Origin of the sequence: Paenibacillus sp. PL2-23 (assembly GCF_040834005.1) — a bacterium.
In the GTDB taxonomy this organism is placed as follows: Bacteria; Bacillota; Bacilli; order Paenibacillales; family Paenibacillaceae; genus Pristimantibacillus.
The window spans coordinates 4,136,200-4,149,732 of record NZ_CP162129.1 but is presented as its reverse complement, the minus strand read 5'-3'; the positions used below and the strand labels follow the sequence as shown (position 1 = coordinate 4,149,732).

Annotated in this window: 16 protein-coding genes; 12 read left to right on the top strand and 4 right to left on the bottom strand. The window is 51.9% G+C overall.

Going from position 1 to position 13,533, the window contains the following annotated elements; translation table 11 throughout:
- The first annotated feature begins 14 nt into the window (after positions 1–14).
- The 7 genes from AB1S56_RS18230 to AB1S56_RS18200 all read left to right on the top strand — a co-directional run bounded on the left by AB1S56_RS18230 (position 15) and on the right by AB1S56_RS18200 (position 7,297).
- Complete coding sequence (locus AB1S56_RS18230) at positions 15–1,121, top strand: ABC transporter ATP-binding protein (RefSeq protein WP_340868430.1); 1,107 nt, start codon at positions 15–17, stop codon at positions 1,119–1,121.
- Positions 1,118–2,770: an iron ABC transporter permease gene (locus AB1S56_RS18225; protein ID WP_340868429.1), complete on the top strand. Its 1,653-nt coding sequence runs from the start codon at positions 1,118–1,120 to the stop codon at positions 2,768–2,770. The genes AB1S56_RS18230 and AB1S56_RS18225 overlap by 4 nt, the downstream gene beginning before the upstream one ends.
- A 100-nt stretch (positions 2,771–2,870) precedes the next feature.
- Positions 2,871–3,173 (top strand): hypothetical protein, encoded by a 303-nt coding sequence (locus AB1S56_RS18220; RefSeq protein ID WP_340868427.1) that lies wholly within the window; start codon positions 2,871–2,873, stop codon positions 3,171–3,173.
- Between the two features lie 12 nt (positions 3,174–3,185).
- Complete coding sequence (locus tag AB1S56_RS18215; RefSeq protein ID WP_340868425.1) at positions 3,186–4,586, top strand: sensor histidine kinase; 1,401 nt, start codon at positions 3,186–3,188, stop codon at positions 4,584–4,586.
- On the top strand, positions 4,558–5,361 hold the full coding sequence (locus AB1S56_RS18210) for a response regulator (RefSeq protein WP_340868423.1): 804 nt from the start codon (positions 4,558–4,560) through the stop codon (positions 5,359–5,361). The genes AB1S56_RS18215 and AB1S56_RS18210 overlap by 29 nt, the downstream gene beginning before the upstream one ends.
- Positions 5,362–5,510: 149 nt before the next feature.
- Positions 5,511–6,461, top strand: coding sequence for a lipoyl synthase (gene lipA / locus AB1S56_RS18205; protein ID WP_340868421.1), 951 nt, complete (start codon positions 5,511–5,513; stop codon positions 6,459–6,461).
- Positions 6,462–6,490: 29 nt separating this feature from the next.
- A complete protein-coding gene (locus AB1S56_RS18200) occupies positions 6,491–7,297 on the top strand; it encodes a YutD family protein (protein ID WP_340868420.1) in 807 nt (268 codons plus the stop codon).
- A gap of 26 nt (positions 7,298–7,323) precedes the next feature.
- On the opposite strand, the gene AB1S56_RS18195 is transcribed toward AB1S56_RS18200, so the two are convergent.
- Together AB1S56_RS18195 and ylbJ are read right to left on the bottom strand one after the other, a co-directional pair.
- Positions 7,324–8,121, bottom strand: coding sequence for an NAD kinase (locus tag AB1S56_RS18195; protein ID WP_340868419.1), 798 nt, complete (start codon positions 8,119–8,121; stop codon positions 7,324–7,326).
- 64 nt (positions 8,122–8,185) lie between these two features.
- The gene (gene ylbJ / locus AB1S56_RS18190) at positions 8,186–9,265 is read right to left on the bottom strand and encodes a sporulation integral membrane protein YlbJ (RefSeq protein WP_340868418.1); all 1,080 of its coding nucleotides are present in this window, start codon (positions 9,263–9,265) and stop codon (positions 8,186–8,188) included.
- 423 nt (positions 9,266–9,688) lie between these two features.
- On the opposite strand from ylbJ, the gene AB1S56_RS18185 reads away from it, so the two are divergent.
- Positions 9,689–10,072, top strand: coding sequence for a globin (locus AB1S56_RS18185; protein ID WP_340868417.1), 384 nt, complete (start codon positions 9,689–9,691; stop codon positions 10,070–10,072).
- Between the two features lie 14 nt (positions 10,073–10,086).
- The gene (locus AB1S56_RS18180) at positions 10,087–10,782 is read left to right on the top strand and encodes a DUF2225 domain-containing protein (RefSeq protein WP_340868415.1); all 696 of its coding nucleotides are present in this window, start codon (positions 10,087–10,089) and stop codon (positions 10,780–10,782) included.
- Positions 10,783–10,823: 41 nt separating this feature from the next.
- Here AB1S56_RS18180 and AB1S56_RS18175 read toward each other — a convergent pair whose 3' ends face one another.
- Positions 10,824–11,069, bottom strand: coding sequence for a hypothetical protein (locus AB1S56_RS18175; RefSeq protein ID WP_340868529.1), 246 nt, complete (start codon positions 11,067–11,069; stop codon positions 10,824–10,826).
- Positions 11,069–11,233, bottom strand: a complete 165-nt coding sequence (locus AB1S56_RS18170; protein WP_340868413.1) for a YycC family protein — start codon at positions 11,231–11,233, stop codon at positions 11,069–11,071. Before AB1S56_RS18170 ends, AB1S56_RS18175 begins: the two co-directional genes overlap by 1 nt.
- Before the next feature lie 247 nt (positions 11,234–11,480).
- On the opposite strand from AB1S56_RS18170, the gene AB1S56_RS18165 reads away from it, so the two are divergent.
- Genes AB1S56_RS18165 through ndk form a run of 3 tightly spaced genes read left to right on the top strand, consistent with a single transcriptional unit; the run spans position 11,481 to position 13,397 of the window.
- A complete protein-coding gene (locus AB1S56_RS18165) occupies positions 11,481–12,164 on the top strand; it encodes a helix-turn-helix transcriptional regulator (protein ID WP_340868412.1) in 684 nt (227 codons plus the stop codon).
- Entirely contained in the window at positions 12,164–12,967 is an 804-nt protein-coding gene (locus AB1S56_RS18160) for a pyruvate, water dikinase regulatory protein (RefSeq protein WP_340868411.1), read from the top strand. The genes AB1S56_RS18165 and AB1S56_RS18160 overlap by 1 nt, the downstream gene beginning before the upstream one ends.
- Positions 12,968–12,998: 31 nt before the next feature.
- Positions 12,999–13,397 carry a nucleoside-diphosphate kinase gene (ndk, locus tag AB1S56_RS18155; protein ID WP_340868410.1) on the top strand — a complete coding sequence of 133 codons (399 nt, stop codon included), beginning with the start codon at positions 12,999–13,001 and terminating at the stop codon, positions 13,395–13,397.
- The last annotated feature ends 136 nt before the right edge of the window (positions 13,398–13,533 follow it).

Genomic DNA, 13,533 nt, shown 5'->3' with positions numbered 1-13,533 from the left:
AGCGGGTGCATAACATGAGCGTTGCGATATCGTTTAAGGACATCGTGAAAAAATATGGCGACACCACCGTTATCCCCGAGCTGAATCTGGATATACAGAAGGGTGAGTTCTTCACCCTTCTGGGTCCTTCGGGCTGCGGGAAAACAACATTGCTTCGCATGGTGGCGGGCTTCAACAGCATAGAAGGCGGAGCGCTTGCTTTCAATGACAGCATTATGAATGATGTTCCCCCGGGAAAAAGGAACATTGGAATGGTATTTCAGAATTATGCAATTTTCCCTCATCTCAGCGTGTCGGAGAACGTGGCTTTCGGCCTGCAAAACCGCAAAGTTGCGAAATCGGAGCAGCAGCGCCGAGTTAGTGAGATGCTGTACACGGTGCAAATCGATCAATACAGGGATAGAATGCCCAAAAATTTGTCGGGCGGACAACAGCAACGTGTGGCGCTAGCCAGAGCGATCGTGATTAATCCGGACGTACTGCTAATGGATGAGCCGCTGTCTAACCTGGATGCCAAGCTGCGCGTAGACATGCGTAATGCCATCAAATCCATTCAGCGGGAAGTTGGCATTACGACGGTTTATGTGACCCATGACCAGGAAGAGGCAATGGCGGTTTCCGATCGTATTGCAGTTATGAATTCAGGTGTAATTCAGCAAATTGGAACGCCAAGAGACATTTATCAACGTCCGGCGAATCTGTTCGTCGCAACGTTTATCGGTCGTACGAACGTCATCGACGCCAAGCTGGAGATAGACGAAAGCGGAAGCGCAGCGGTTCGCGTAGGACGCGATTATTCGCTGTTCATGCCGGAGCTTGGGATAGAAGCGAAATCTGGAGAATCCATCTCTATCCGACTTTCCGTAAGGCCAGAGGAGCTTGTCGTGTCCAAAGACGGAAGAGGGCTTGCGGGCAAAGTCATCAACAATGTTTTCCTTGGTCTGAATACGCACTTGATCGTATTGCTCGACAACGGACAAGAGGTCGAGGTTATCCAACAATCGACTTCAGCCGAATCAGCAGAGATTGGCCAAACGGTACGCCTTGCGATACTGTCCGATACGATTAATGTGTATGATGCTACAGGTGAGCGCAACCTCAATCGGGGGACAGGACAATGAACCGCATGAAACGGTGGGACATTTGGTCGCTCATCACGTTTGTTATTTTTGCAGGATATTTGATCTTTCTGGCGTTGCCGCTGTTCATGCTGCTGATCAAGAGCTTTTTCGACGGCACGACAGGCGAGTTTTCCTTGGCTTATTTTACGAAGTTTTTCAGTAAAGCCTATTATATGAACGCCGTTTGGAACAGTATAAAGGTGACGGTATGCGTTACTTTGCTATCCATTATAGTAGCGGGTCCACTCGCTTATATGATGACAATAGCCAAGATCAAAGGAAGCGGCACCATTCGTATTCTGATTTTGATCTCGTCGATGTCCGCTCCGTTCATTGGAGCGTACGCCTGGATTCTGCTGCTGGGACGAAATGGCGTTTTGACGAACTTTTTCTATGATGTATTTGGCTTCCGCATGCCTGATATCTATGGGTTCTCCGGCATTCTGCTTGTACTCACTCTGCAATTGTCTCCGCTTATATTTATGTATGTATCCGGGGCGCTGAAGAATGTCGATAATTCACTTATGGAAGCAGCGGAAAGTATGAACTGCACTGGCCTTCGGAAGATGTGGAAGATTCTCGTACCGCTCATTACGCCAACACTGCTTGCGGGCGGCTTGCTCGTCTTCATGCGAGCCTTTGCGGATTTCGGTACGCCGATGCTGATCGGCGAGGGCTTCCGTACGGTACCGGTCCTCATCTTTAATGAGTTTATTAGTGAAGTCGGAGGCGACGACGGATTCGCCGCGGCAATTAGCGTTATTGTGGTCGTATTCGCGACAGCTGTATTCTTGCTGCAGAAATTCGTAGCGAACCGGAAATCCTACAGCATGAGCGCGCTTAATCCCATTGAGCCTAAGAAGCTGAAGGGAGCGGCGAATGTTGCGGCTCATATCTATGTCTACCTGTTCACGGTTCTGGCGATGATGCCGCAAGCATATGTCGCGTACACGTCCTTCCAGAAGACGTCGGGTAAAATTTTTGTAGATGGATATTCACTTGATAGCTACAGAGCTGCCTTCTCGAAGGTAGGGGATTCCATATATAATACCTTTATAATGGCGGGCATTACGATAGTGATTATTACTCTTGCTGCTATGCTGATTGCCTATGTAACGGTGAAGCGTAAGGGCGCAGTCGCAAACCTGCTGGATACCTTCACGATGCTGCCGTATATCGTGCCAGGCTCGATTCTGGGTATTGCGTTGCTCGTCACCTTTAACAAGCCGCCGCTTGTACTCAGCGGAACGATGATCATTCTTATTGCCGCTTTCGCCATCCGGCGCTTGCCTTACACAATTCGCTCCAGTGCAGCCGTACTGCACCAAGTAAGCGACAGCATTGAAGAAGCGGCAATCAGCCTAGGGTCCTCCACGATGAGAACCTTCTTTAAGATTACGGTTCCAATGATGATATCCGGCGTATTCGCCGGCGCTATTATAAGCTGGATCAGTATTATAACTGAACTTAGTACTTCGATCATTCTCTACACGGGGAACACGAGAACGATGACTGTTGCTGTCTATACAGAGGTCGTCCGGGGCAATTACGGCGTAGCAGCCGCTTTGTCCACGATGCTGACGTTCATCACAGTTATTTCGCTGCTCTTGTTCTTCAAGCTGTCGGGCAAAAAAGAAGTGACCATGTAGTCTGGACCGGGCTCGCGAAAGCGAGTTCCGGCCTTTTGTCCATTCAGAGACTTATTGGGTATTCTCCGTATTATGCTGTGCACATGAAAGGGGAGGGGCAATGGTTAAAAGGAGCTTCAAGGATTCGTTGCGCCGGATGTTCCTGCTGCATACGCTTGTACCGATCTCGATATTGTTCGTCCTCTTCCTGCTGTTCATGATGATTAATTCAAAGCTGCTATTAGTAAACCAGACGTCTAATGCCGGCAAAAAAATCGAATCAGCGATGGAGAATGTGTACGCATCCTATATTAAGGAGATGCATGAAGCGGCCCAGCAAGGAGTCTTTATTTCCTTTGCAGAATCGGGCCGAGGTGGTCCGGAATTATTTGAACGTTTCTATACCTTCAACAGCCGCCAGTAGGTGAAAAGCATCATGCACATCCTTAGCCCAGAGGGCACTATTCTGGCAGCCTCCGCCAACTACGGCTCGGAATCGACGGATCAGGCTCTGCAGGCTATCATCCTTCGAATGGAGCGACAGGGAGTGACCTCGCTTGCAGAGAGCAATCAAATCCGCTTCACCCAAGACCGTTATACCGTCTATACCTTTGCCAGAGCAATCCAGAGTGAAAATGGGATCGCCGGTTATTTGATTTATCAACTGTATGAGGAAGACTTTCAGAAGCTTGTTTTTGTGCAAAATAACGAAATTGCCGTCGTAACTGACTCCTATCATAATATTATTGCAACCACGAGCCATGTGACACGGGGGCTAATGAACAAATACAGCCTGGCAGATGAGCCTCAGGGCTTTGTTTGGGTCGACAAAGGGCGGTATTACAGCAAGCTGACGCAAGTGACTAACTCGGGATGGCAAATCTACACACTCAGTGCGGCCCCATGGAATTATGCTGCCTATTTGTCATTGGCGGTTTTCTTTGCCCTGGCAAGCGTGTTGCTATGGCTGCTTATCCGCTATTCCGCCCGATTGATCTCCACTCGCCAATCGCGCGCAATCGATAAGCTGACGTACGCGGTCAGGGAGCTGCAAGCTGGCAATATGGCTGCGTATGTCTATATCGGAACCGGAGATGAATTCGATACACTTGCGAATCAATATAATTTGATGCTGAGACGGCTCAATGAGCTGATAGCCCAAAACGAGGAGCTGTCGGATTTGCGACGGGTCATTGAAGTGAAGCATCTTCAGTCGCAGTTCCACCCCCATTTTATATTCAACGTGCTGGAGATGCTTAGATATGCAATCGTTGTCGATGACAAGCTGGCTCAGGATATTGTACTTACGCTGTCCCGTCACTTGCGCTATAGTATTGGCAATGAACACGATCAAGTGGTGCTTGGCACCGATTTGGAATATATAGCAGGCTATATGAAGCTTCAGCAGATGCGGTTCAAGGATAGGCTTAGCTATCAGGAGCATGTCGAAGAGTCTGCTAAGTTGGCACTTGTGCCGAGGCTGATGCTGCAGCCCGTTATTGAGAATGCAATCAAATACGGCTATCGCCAGCGTCAATTCGTCTCGATCGAGGTGGCGGGTTACGTAATGGATGAAGATCTTGTCCTCGAGGTGAAGGATAATGGAGGAGGCATGAACAGTGATCGGCTGCAAGAGGTACGTGAGATCATGCTGTCTCAGAACAACCGTGCGCCGCATATCGGACTGCATAACCTGCACAGAAGATTAGTGCTGATGTACGGGGATCGTTACGGTATTCAGATAGACAGCACCCCAGGGGTGGGTACGATCGTAACATTCGTGCTGCCGTATCGGAAGGAGGATGGGGATGTTCAAGGTACTGCTGGTGGAAGATGAAGAAATGATACGGAAGGGGCTTCGCTTTACCTTTGACTGGATGAGAGCGGGCTGTGTGGTGGTCGGGGAAGCGGAGAATGGAGAAGAAGGCCTGCGACAGATAGCTGCGCTCCGTCCAGACATCGTTATTGTCGACGTCAACATGCCGCTGATGGACGGCATCTCGATGATCGAGCATAGCGTAGAGGAAGCCACTTGCAGCTACATCATCCTGTCGGGCTACGATGAATTCCGTCTTGCTAAGGATGCCATCCGGCTTGGCGTCACAGAGTATCTGCTTAAGCCATTGGAACAGGAACAGCTTCTGGCCGCACTGGAGCGTGCCAAAAGGCAGGTCGAGATGAAGCGTCAATACGCTGTATTGAAGACCTCCGAGGCGGGGGGCGGAGAAGCTCTGCGGGCTTCAGTCATGAAGTTGCCGGGCAAGTCGACCCGTTATGTAACAAAGATGCTTCAATATGTGCAGGAGCATTATGCAGAGAAGATCAGCATCAAGGATCTAGTGGAGAAGCTGGAGGTAAGCGCGACGTACCTGAACCAGAAGTTTAAAAGTGAAACGTCTTACACTTTCAATGATTTCCTGAATCGTTATCGTATTCAGAAAGCCATGGAGATGCTCCAGCAAAGCGATGAAAAGGTTTATGCGATCGCGGTTGATGTTGGCTTCAAGGATTATAAATATTTTATCGCCATTTTCAAAAAATACGCTGGCTGCACACCCAGCTCCTATCAGGAGACTTACGGGCGGGGAATCAATGGGAAGCGTGACGAATAAACATATATCAAATTTCGATAGATCGTATTCCGATAAACTATGGATTAAGAGACTTCCGCTTCAGCCTTGTCATTACTTTTTCGCTAATAGTCGTGTTATAATGTTGGCAATGCGTAACTTATAACTGAACGTGAAAGCAGGGAATAGCAATGAAACAACGCGAGAAGCTTCAAAAGCCGGACTGGCTTCGTATAAAATTAACGACTGACGGCAACTATGCCGAAATAAAGGAAATGATGCGCGGCAAGACGCTGCATACGGTATGCGAGGAAGCACGCTGTCCCAACATATATGAATGCTGGTCGAACCGCACCGCGACCTTTATGATTCTGGGGGATATATGCACGCGCGCCTGCCGGTTCTGCGCGGTCAAGACCGGAATGCCGACTGAGCTTGACACAGCGGAGCCGGAGCGTGTGGCAGAAGCTGCGGAGCAGATGGGACTGCAGCACTGCGTGGTCACCTCCGTCGCGCGGGATGACCTGAAGGACGGAGGAGCTTCGATATTCGCCGCAACGATCCGGGCGATTCGCCAGCGCCTGCCTTTCTGCCGCGTCGAGGTGCTCATTCCGGATTTCATGGGCAACTGGGATGCCCTGCAGGTCGTTATGGACGCCAATCCCGACATTCTGAATCACAATATTGAAACCGTGGAGCGGCTGTCCGACCGCGTGCGTGCCAAAGCGAAATACAAGCGCTCCCTGGAGCTTCTGCGCCGTGCCAAAGAGATGAAGCCCAAGATCCCGACCAAATCCAGCATTATGCTTGGTGTCGGCGAGGAGCGCGAGGAAATCCTGCAAGCCATGGATGATCTGCGCGCGGTTGACTGCAACATTCTAACCCTTGGCCAATATTTGCAGCCTACGCCGAAGCATCTTCCTATCGTTCGTTATGTTCACCCGGACGAATTCAAATCGCTTAAGGAAGAGGGCAAGAAGCGCGGCTTCCGACATGTGGAATCGGGTCCGCTCGTTCGCAGCTCTTATCATGCGTATGAGCAGACGGACTCCGCTCACGCCGCTATGGCCGCTGAGGAGATCGCGATTGCGCCGGACTATTACGACGCGGAATCGTCCGGCTCCTGTGCAAGCGCCAAATAACAAGCCGAAGCAAAAAATGAGGTGTATTCATGGCTTTGATCCATATTGGGGGCAAATCGTACGAGCTTATTCACGAGAATAGAAACGGCTGGAATCCCGAAGCCTTCCGCAGCCGGTACAGCGAGGTGCTGGAGCGGTACGATTACATCATCGGCGATTGGGGCTATAATCAGCTGCGGCTGAAGGGCTTTTTTCGCGACAATCATCATAAGGCCAGCAAAGACAGCTTGTTCTCGTCAGCTTCAGATTATATTAATGAGTACTGCAACTTCGGCTGCGCTTACTTCATCCTGGAGAAGAAAAGCGACGGGCGTGTAGAAGTGAACGCCGAGGATATCGATCTGGACGAGGAGATCGGGGAAGATACCGTGCGTCTGGAAGGATTCGATCTTAGAGCGGCGGCGGAGTCGGCTGCCGTCGTAAGCGCCGCAGAGACGGCTTCGGCAGCGGAGGCGCCGAAAGCCCCTGCGAAGGAGCAGCGTCCGCAGCATCGCTATCGTCAGCATCAGCGCAGCGAGCATAGAGGGCGCTCAGGCGGCAGGGGCGATGGCGCTCGCGCCGAAGGTCAATCACAGACCGGACAAGGCCAGAGACAAGGCCAGCAGCATGGAGCCGGGAACGACCCTTCGCAAGGCCAAGGGCAGGCCCAGAGCCCAGGCCAAGGTCAGGGCGGCAAACGCAAGGAGCAGCCGTTCAAGCACAAGCAGCACCGCGGGGGCGACCACCGAGGCAAAAGGCCGATGAAGCTTGCCAGCCAAGAGGCGGCGGCTACATCGGAGCAGCAGCATCGCGGCAAAGGCCAGCATACCAATAACAAAGACGCCGGACGCTCTTGATGGGAGCGGACCGGCGTCCTTTCGTATTATCGAACATCATAACCAAGGAACGCTTCACGGACACGCTCCCAGAACGGGAACGGTCGATGTCTCGCAAAACTGACCTTGCGGGAGGCAACGCTGCATCGAATGGACACAATATCGCTGTACATGATGCTGACGTGATCGATACTTAGCTGAATGCGCTGCTCCTTCTTGGATATAATGTCGCAATGATGGTGCTTGGGCAGCAGCACGGACGATCCAAGCGTACGATACACTCGGTTATTGATGGACGCAATCTCCGCAAGCTGCAGGGATTCAATGGACGGGTGTACGATTGCGCCCCCCAAGCTTTTGTTATAAGCCGTGCTGCCTGAAGGGGTAGAGATGACGATGCCGTCCCCTCGGAACATCTCGAACATTTCGTCATTAATATTAATCTGGGCGACCAGCGTGCCGTCGACGCCCTTTAGCGTAAATTCGTTCAAGGCCAAGTAATGCAGGGTCTCACTGGTTGTTTCCACCTCGATCTGAGCAAGCGGGTATCGGACCATTCGCGGCGTCTCCTCGGCCATATGCCGGACCAGCTCCTCCAGCTCGTCAGCATTCCAGTCGGCGTAAAATCCGAGATGTCCCGTATGAATGCCAACAAACGAAACATCGTTAATACAGTCGACATATTGGTGAAAGGCTTGCAGAAGCGTGCCGTCGCCGCCTATGGAAATGACCATGTCGGGACGGGAGTCATGACGCTCGAACCCCCGGTCTGCGGCTAGGTCATGGAATTGCTGGGCCAGCGCTTTGGAACGCTCGTCGCCACGGTCGATCACGGCGTACTTCAATGTCAACATTCTCCTTCCGTTCATGCGATCATACCTTTGATCATATCGGAAAATGGCGTTGAATTCAATGAATGGGAGCCAGCCAACCCCATAGCGCGTAGACCAGTCCTGCAGCCAGAAGGCCGTGCACCAGCCTCGCCAGCAGGAAAGGCTTGTATCTGAGATCGGTCCGGCTGAGCAGGCTGGCGATTTGCGCATGTACGGACAAGCCGCCCCAGGAAAGCACCCACGCGGCGATGGCAACCTGATGCATAAGCCCGGTTCCCGCCGCTCCCGCTGCTTTGGCGCCCAACGTAACCTCAAACAGCCCATTGATGCCGGCATCAGCGAGCGGAGCGGGCAGGCCAAGCAGGCTGAAGAGGAGCCTCAACGCCTCAGACAGCGCTGCAACGAGGCCAGCGTGAGTGAGCATCTCCATGACGACGGAGAAGAACACGACGAGTCCGCCCACAACGATCATAAGGCGGAGCGCTGATTGAACGGAGTCTTGGAGCAGTTGTCCTAGACCGCGTCCGTCAAGCAGACGGGCCTCGTGCATCGCTTTAAGCGCAATCGTTATCCGGCTGCGCCTAATAAGCTTTTGCGGCCGGGGGAGTGACGCGGTGCCGGCTAATGCTGAATCGGAGCCTCGCTCGTGATAACGCATGAGCAGCCCCACAAGGAAGCCTCCTCCATAATGAGCGGCGGCCAGCACAGGTGCAACGGCCGCGTTATGGAAGAAGCCGACGGCTACTGCGCCAATGAGGAAGATGGGATCGGAGGTCGTTGTGAACGCGACCAGCCGCTCGCCTTCCGTTCGATTAATCAGTCTCTGGGCATATAATTGGGCAGTCAGCCTGGCTCCTACGGGATAGCCCGATATGTAGCCCATGGTGACCACAAAACCTCCGATCCCAGGCAAGCGGAATAACGGGCGCATCAGCGGATCGAGAAGCTTGCCAAAAAAATGAACGATGCCGAAGCCAAGCAGTAGCTCTGAAATAACAAAAAAAGGGAATAGCGCGGGAAAAAGCACCTCCCACCAAATAGACAGCCCACGGAGCGAAGAATGAAGCGTCTCTGTAGGATATACAGCCATCAGAACGGCAATAATGAAAGCGACAAGCGCTGTAATGGACAAGGGATGGATGAATGTGCGGAGCATGGAGCCGCCTCCTTTGGTTTTGCAGCCCGCGGGTGCGTACAGGCTCTATTTCTACCATATGACAAGCGGCGGCCGTGCAACACTTCAATTTTGTCCAGCATGAAAATATTTACAAAGAAAACGGTTGCAAAAATGGCTGTAATTCCGTTTGGTTTATGGTACAATAGAATCATTCTTAAACGGTTGGAGTGATGAGTATGAGTATTATCGCCGGCATTCTGGTCTGCGCTTTTGTCTACGTCATCAAGGAGTCCATCTCGACTCCCAGCGAGGAAGAATACGAAGCTTAATCATGTCGCGAGATTTCTCGTTATCAGCAACGCCCGTGTGCAGCGCGCACGGGTGTTTTTTTTCGCCTGAAAGTCCCATTCGGGACAAGGATATGATATAATACAAATGACCTACAAAGGTGGAGATGTAATCATGTTAAATAGGAATATAAGCCTTTATGAAGCGATCGGCGGAGGAGAAGGGCTTAGGTCTATAGTCGAGGCTTTCTACCCCAAGGTTCAGCGGCATCCGCTATTAGGACCGTTGTTTCCTGCCGATATCGATCCAGTCATGGAGAAGCAATATCAGTTCTTGACCCAGTTCTTTGGCGGTCCCAGCCTGTATTCCGACCAGTACGGACATCCAATGATGAGGGCTAGGCATCTGCCTTTCCCCATTACGCCGGAGCGTGCTGAGGCTTGGCTCGATTGCATGTCGAGAGCGCTTGAGGAAGTAGGTCTGGAGGAGGAGCTTCGTGCAATCGTACTGAACCGATTGTCAGGGCCCGCTCACCATTTCGTGAATACGACCGAATAGGAGATGTGAATGTTATGGATCCGCTGTACGAATCGAAGATTGAATGCATCTGCTGTGAAACTATTTATCCCACAACCAGAGTTCGCCCAAGTTTCAAGAGAGCCTCTACCGTCGATTCCGACTTCTGCGGACACTATAGCAATGGCATTAATCCGGACTTCTATGTCGTGCGCGTTTGCCCGAGCTGCGGCTTCGCGACTACTGAGAACGGTCTTGAAAGACTGAACGACAAGCAGAGACAGAGCTACTTTGAGCGAATCGGCGTGAATTGGAAGGGACAGGACTTCGGCGGTCCCAGAACGGCCAAGCAGGCGATGGCTACCTACAAGCTGGCGCTTCTGACCGCGCAGGCTACAGGGGCGTCGGAGCGCGTTATAGCGGGTCTTCTGCATCATATCGCGTGGCTCTACCGCTACGAGGACAATGTGGCGGAGGAGCAGCGCTTCTTGAAATATGCGCTTGACGCATACATAAGGGTGTTCGAGACGGAAGGCGGGTCGTTGAACAACGCGAAGCTGATGTTCCTGATCGGAGAGCTGCACCGCAGAATCGGTGAAAATAATGATGCCGTCAAGTGGTTCTCCCGCGTCGTGAACGACAAACGTATTATGGATGCGGCAATGATTCGTGCATGCCGGGAGCAATGGCAGCTTATTCGCGAAGAGGCTGAGGAGAAGCGGCGGGAGCATTCCGCCACGGAAGCAAGCTAAGGCAGGGGCTCCGCCGGATGCCTTGCGGCATCGGGCCGAGTCTACTGCTGCTGTCTTTTGGCTAACGGTCCGTCCGTCAGCAGATAATCCTGATCCGCGTCAATAACGGTCACTCTGCCATGACAGCAAGGGAAGACAAGCAGTCGTTTCTTGCCGTCGCGGATATCATCGAGCTCCGTTGGCCTCAGATTGAGCAGCACGTTCTCCTCACTGCAGAACGGACAGCTTGCGACATAGATATCCCCCATAATGACTTCATAAGGCCAGGTGTTCTGGAATGGAAGCATCATTCCGGTTTCTCCGGGGCGACTTCCGCTTCTTTGTTGGCAAGCGAAGCAAGCTTCTGCAACAAGATGTGCTTCGGCATATGCATCAGATGCTCCAGCGGAATATTCAACTGCTCCGACAGCTTGATGGCTGTTTCGGGCGAAATTTGCAAGGGCTTGGACATTATGCAATACCTCCTGAATAGATATACTGTAGTTATACACTGCCAGACCGGAGCTGCGCAAATTTTGTGCGAATGGGCCGGGCTGAACTTGGGACATAGCGGAAATATAGAGGTGCGCTTGTAGCGACATTAGTCGACTATAGGCGTTTTTTTGTGTTCTCCGCAAGGATCGACATCTAATATATTGTACATTAATTATAAATATGATATTTTATTTAAAGGGTATTTTTCCTATATTACGAGATTTATGACTCATATACGAAATGAGGGGGCAACCATTCAGCTTTCATCCAGACAATTGGAGCTTATCGAGCTGGTGAAGAAGCATGCTCCGGTAACGGGTGAGCAGCTTGCCGAATATTTGGGCGTCAGCCGGCCGACGCTTCGTTCCGACTTGTCGCTTCTGGTCATGCTGGGCATGCTAGACGCCAAGCCGAAGGTGGGGTATTTCCTCGGAAATACGTTTCGGGCGAGCCATGAGCCGCTTCAACGCTTCCACAGCATGAAGGTTCGCGAGGTGCAGGGGGTTCCTGTCAATATTCCGGATTCGTTATCTGTTCATGATGCGGTGATCACTTTGTTCATGGAGAATGCGGATACGCTGCTTGTTGTGAATGAGGACAAGCGATTTGCGGGCATTGTGACACCTAAGGATTTGCTCAAAATTACGTTAGGCAACACCGGCGCGGGCTCCATCCCCGTAAGTATGGTTATGACACGGTATCCCAACATTGTCACCTTGTCTCCAGACGACACGGTGATGGAAGCCGTGCGCAAGATGTCGCAGCATCAGGTCGACTGCCTACCGGTTATTATGCCGTCCATGGACCCTCTGCAAAACCCCGTAGTGTCGGGCTGGGTATCCAAGTCGAATCTTATCGCCATCTTATCGGATATTGCGACAGAGCGGGAATTGGGGGAACCGGAATAATGAAGACAGAACAAACGATTTACGTCTGCTCCGATGCGGTAGGCGAGACGGCGGAGGCGGTAGCGAAAGCGACGCTTAGGCAGTTCTCGTCCCAGCAGGTGAAGATTAAGCGTTATGGCCATCTGCGTACGGAGGACGAGGTGGTCAGAATTGTCAAGGAAGCCGCTCGGACCGGCGGTTTTATCAGCTATACCTTGGTACAGCCTGAGCTACGAGAGCTTATGCGCGAGGAAGCGGTCAAATACGGCGTACGCGCGGTTGATGTCATGGGTCCCATGATGCAAGCTTTTGTCGATACATTCGGCTCGTTCCCGAGAAGGGAGCCTGGCTTGCTTCATTCCATCGACGAGGCTTATCACCGCCGCATTGAGGCGATTGAGTTTGCGGTGAAATACGATGACGGCAAGGATGCCCGCGGCCTGACACAGGCGCAGGTGGTGCTTATTGGCGTCTCCCGTACGTCCAAGACTCCGCTGAGCGTCTTTCTTTCCCACAAGGGCATCAAGACGGCTAATTTGCCATTAATGCCGGAGGTGAATCCACCGGAGGAGCTGAAGGGAGAGCCTGGACGGCTTATCGTCGGACTGACGATGCAGCCGGAGCATCTGCTGGAAATCAGAACGGAGCGGCTGAAGGCGCTCGGATTGCCCGCTTCTGCGCAATACGCCAATCAGGAGCGCATAAGGGAAGAGCTCGAATACGCGGCAGGTGTCATGGAAGCGCTGAATTGTCCGGTCATCGACGTAACAAACCGGGCTATCGAAGAAACGGCAGGCATCATTATGGAATGGTTAAGTAAATAATTGGCAATACCATAAATGGGGGGTTATAAACATGGACAAAACTTTTGTTATGATTAAGCCAGATGGCGTATCAAGAGGTTTAATTGGGAAAATTGTTGCTAGATTTGAAGAGAAGGGCTTCACCATTGTCGACGCGAAGCTGACGCAGCTGGATCGCAAGCTGGCGGAGGTACATTACGAGCACTTGAACAGCAAGCCGTTTTTCGGAGAGCTGGTTGACTTCATTACCTCGGGACCGGTATTCGCGATGGTGCTGGAGGGGAAGGATGCCGTCCAGAACGCCCGCACGCTAATCGGCGCTACGAATCCGACGGATGCCGCATCGGGTACGATTCGAGGCGATTACGCAACGGATGTGGCGAGCAATATTATTCACGGCTCGGATTCGGACGAAAATGCGGCTCGCGAAATCGGCTTGTATTTTCACTAAGGGGAGTTGACGAACTTCTCCGAATTATGGTAAATTCATTACCAAGTTCATACCTGACCACGGAAGCACCGTATAAGGCAGCCTATCGCTGCGCTTGTACGGTGCTTTTTTTGCGTGTTTGGGAGAGAGAGGAGGA

What these genes read in the sequence shown, in the direction of transcription:
- AB1S56_RS18160 (WP_340868411.1), top strand. Translation starts at nt 12,164, where the DNA reads ATGAAGACAGAACAAACGATTTACGTCTGCTCCGATGCGGTAGGCGAG.
- AB1S56_RS18165 (WP_340868412.1), top strand. Translation starts at nt 11,481, where the DNA reads ATGACTCATATACGAAATGAGGGGGCAACCATTCAGCTTTCATCCAGA.
- AB1S56_RS18225 (WP_340868429.1), top strand. Translation starts at nt 1,118, where the DNA reads ATGAACCGCATGAAACGGTGGGACATTTGGTCGCTCATCACGTTTGTT.
- AB1S56_RS18230 (WP_340868430.1), top strand. Translation starts at nt 15, where the DNA reads ATGAGCGTTGCGATATCGTTTAAGGACATCGTGAAAAAATATGGCGAC.
- AB1S56_RS18210 (WP_340868423.1), top strand. Translation starts at nt 4,558, where the DNA reads ATGTTCAAGGTACTGCTGGTGGAAGATGAAGAAATGATACGGAAGGGG.
- AB1S56_RS18220 (WP_340868427.1), top strand. Translation starts at nt 2,871, where the DNA reads ATGGTTAAAAGGAGCTTCAAGGATTCGTTGCGCCGGATGTTCCTGCTG.
- AB1S56_RS18175 (WP_340868529.1), bottom strand. Translation starts at nt 11,069, where the DNA reads ATGCTTCCATTCCAGAACACCTGGCCTTATGAAGTCATTATGGGGGAT.
- ndk (WP_340868410.1), top strand. Translation starts at nt 12,999, where the DNA reads ATGGACAAAACTTTTGTTATGATTAAGCCAGATGGCGTATCAAGAGGT.
- AB1S56_RS18215 (WP_340868425.1), top strand. Translation starts at nt 3,186, where the DNA reads ATGCACATCCTTAGCCCAGAGGGCACTATTCTGGCAGCCTCCGCCAAC.
- lipA (WP_340868421.1), top strand. Translation starts at nt 5,511, where the DNA reads ATGAAACAACGCGAGAAGCTTCAAAAGCCGGACTGGCTTCGTATAAAA.
- AB1S56_RS18200 (WP_340868420.1), top strand. Translation starts at nt 6,491, where the DNA reads ATGGCTTTGATCCATATTGGGGGCAAATCGTACGAGCTTATTCACGAG.
- ylbJ (WP_340868418.1), bottom strand. Translation starts at nt 9,265, where the DNA reads ATGCTCCGCACATTCATCCATCCCTTGTCCATTACAGCGCTTGTCGCT.
- AB1S56_RS18180 (WP_340868415.1), top strand. Translation starts at nt 10,087, where the DNA reads ATGGATCCGCTGTACGAATCGAAGATTGAATGCATCTGCTGTGAAACT.
- AB1S56_RS18185 (WP_340868417.1), top strand. Translation starts at nt 9,689, where the DNA reads ATGTTAAATAGGAATATAAGCCTTTATGAAGCGATCGGCGGAGGAGAA.
- AB1S56_RS18170 (WP_340868413.1), bottom strand. Translation starts at nt 11,233, where the DNA reads ATGTCCAAGCCCTTGCAAATTTCGCCCGAAACAGCCATCAAGCTGTCG.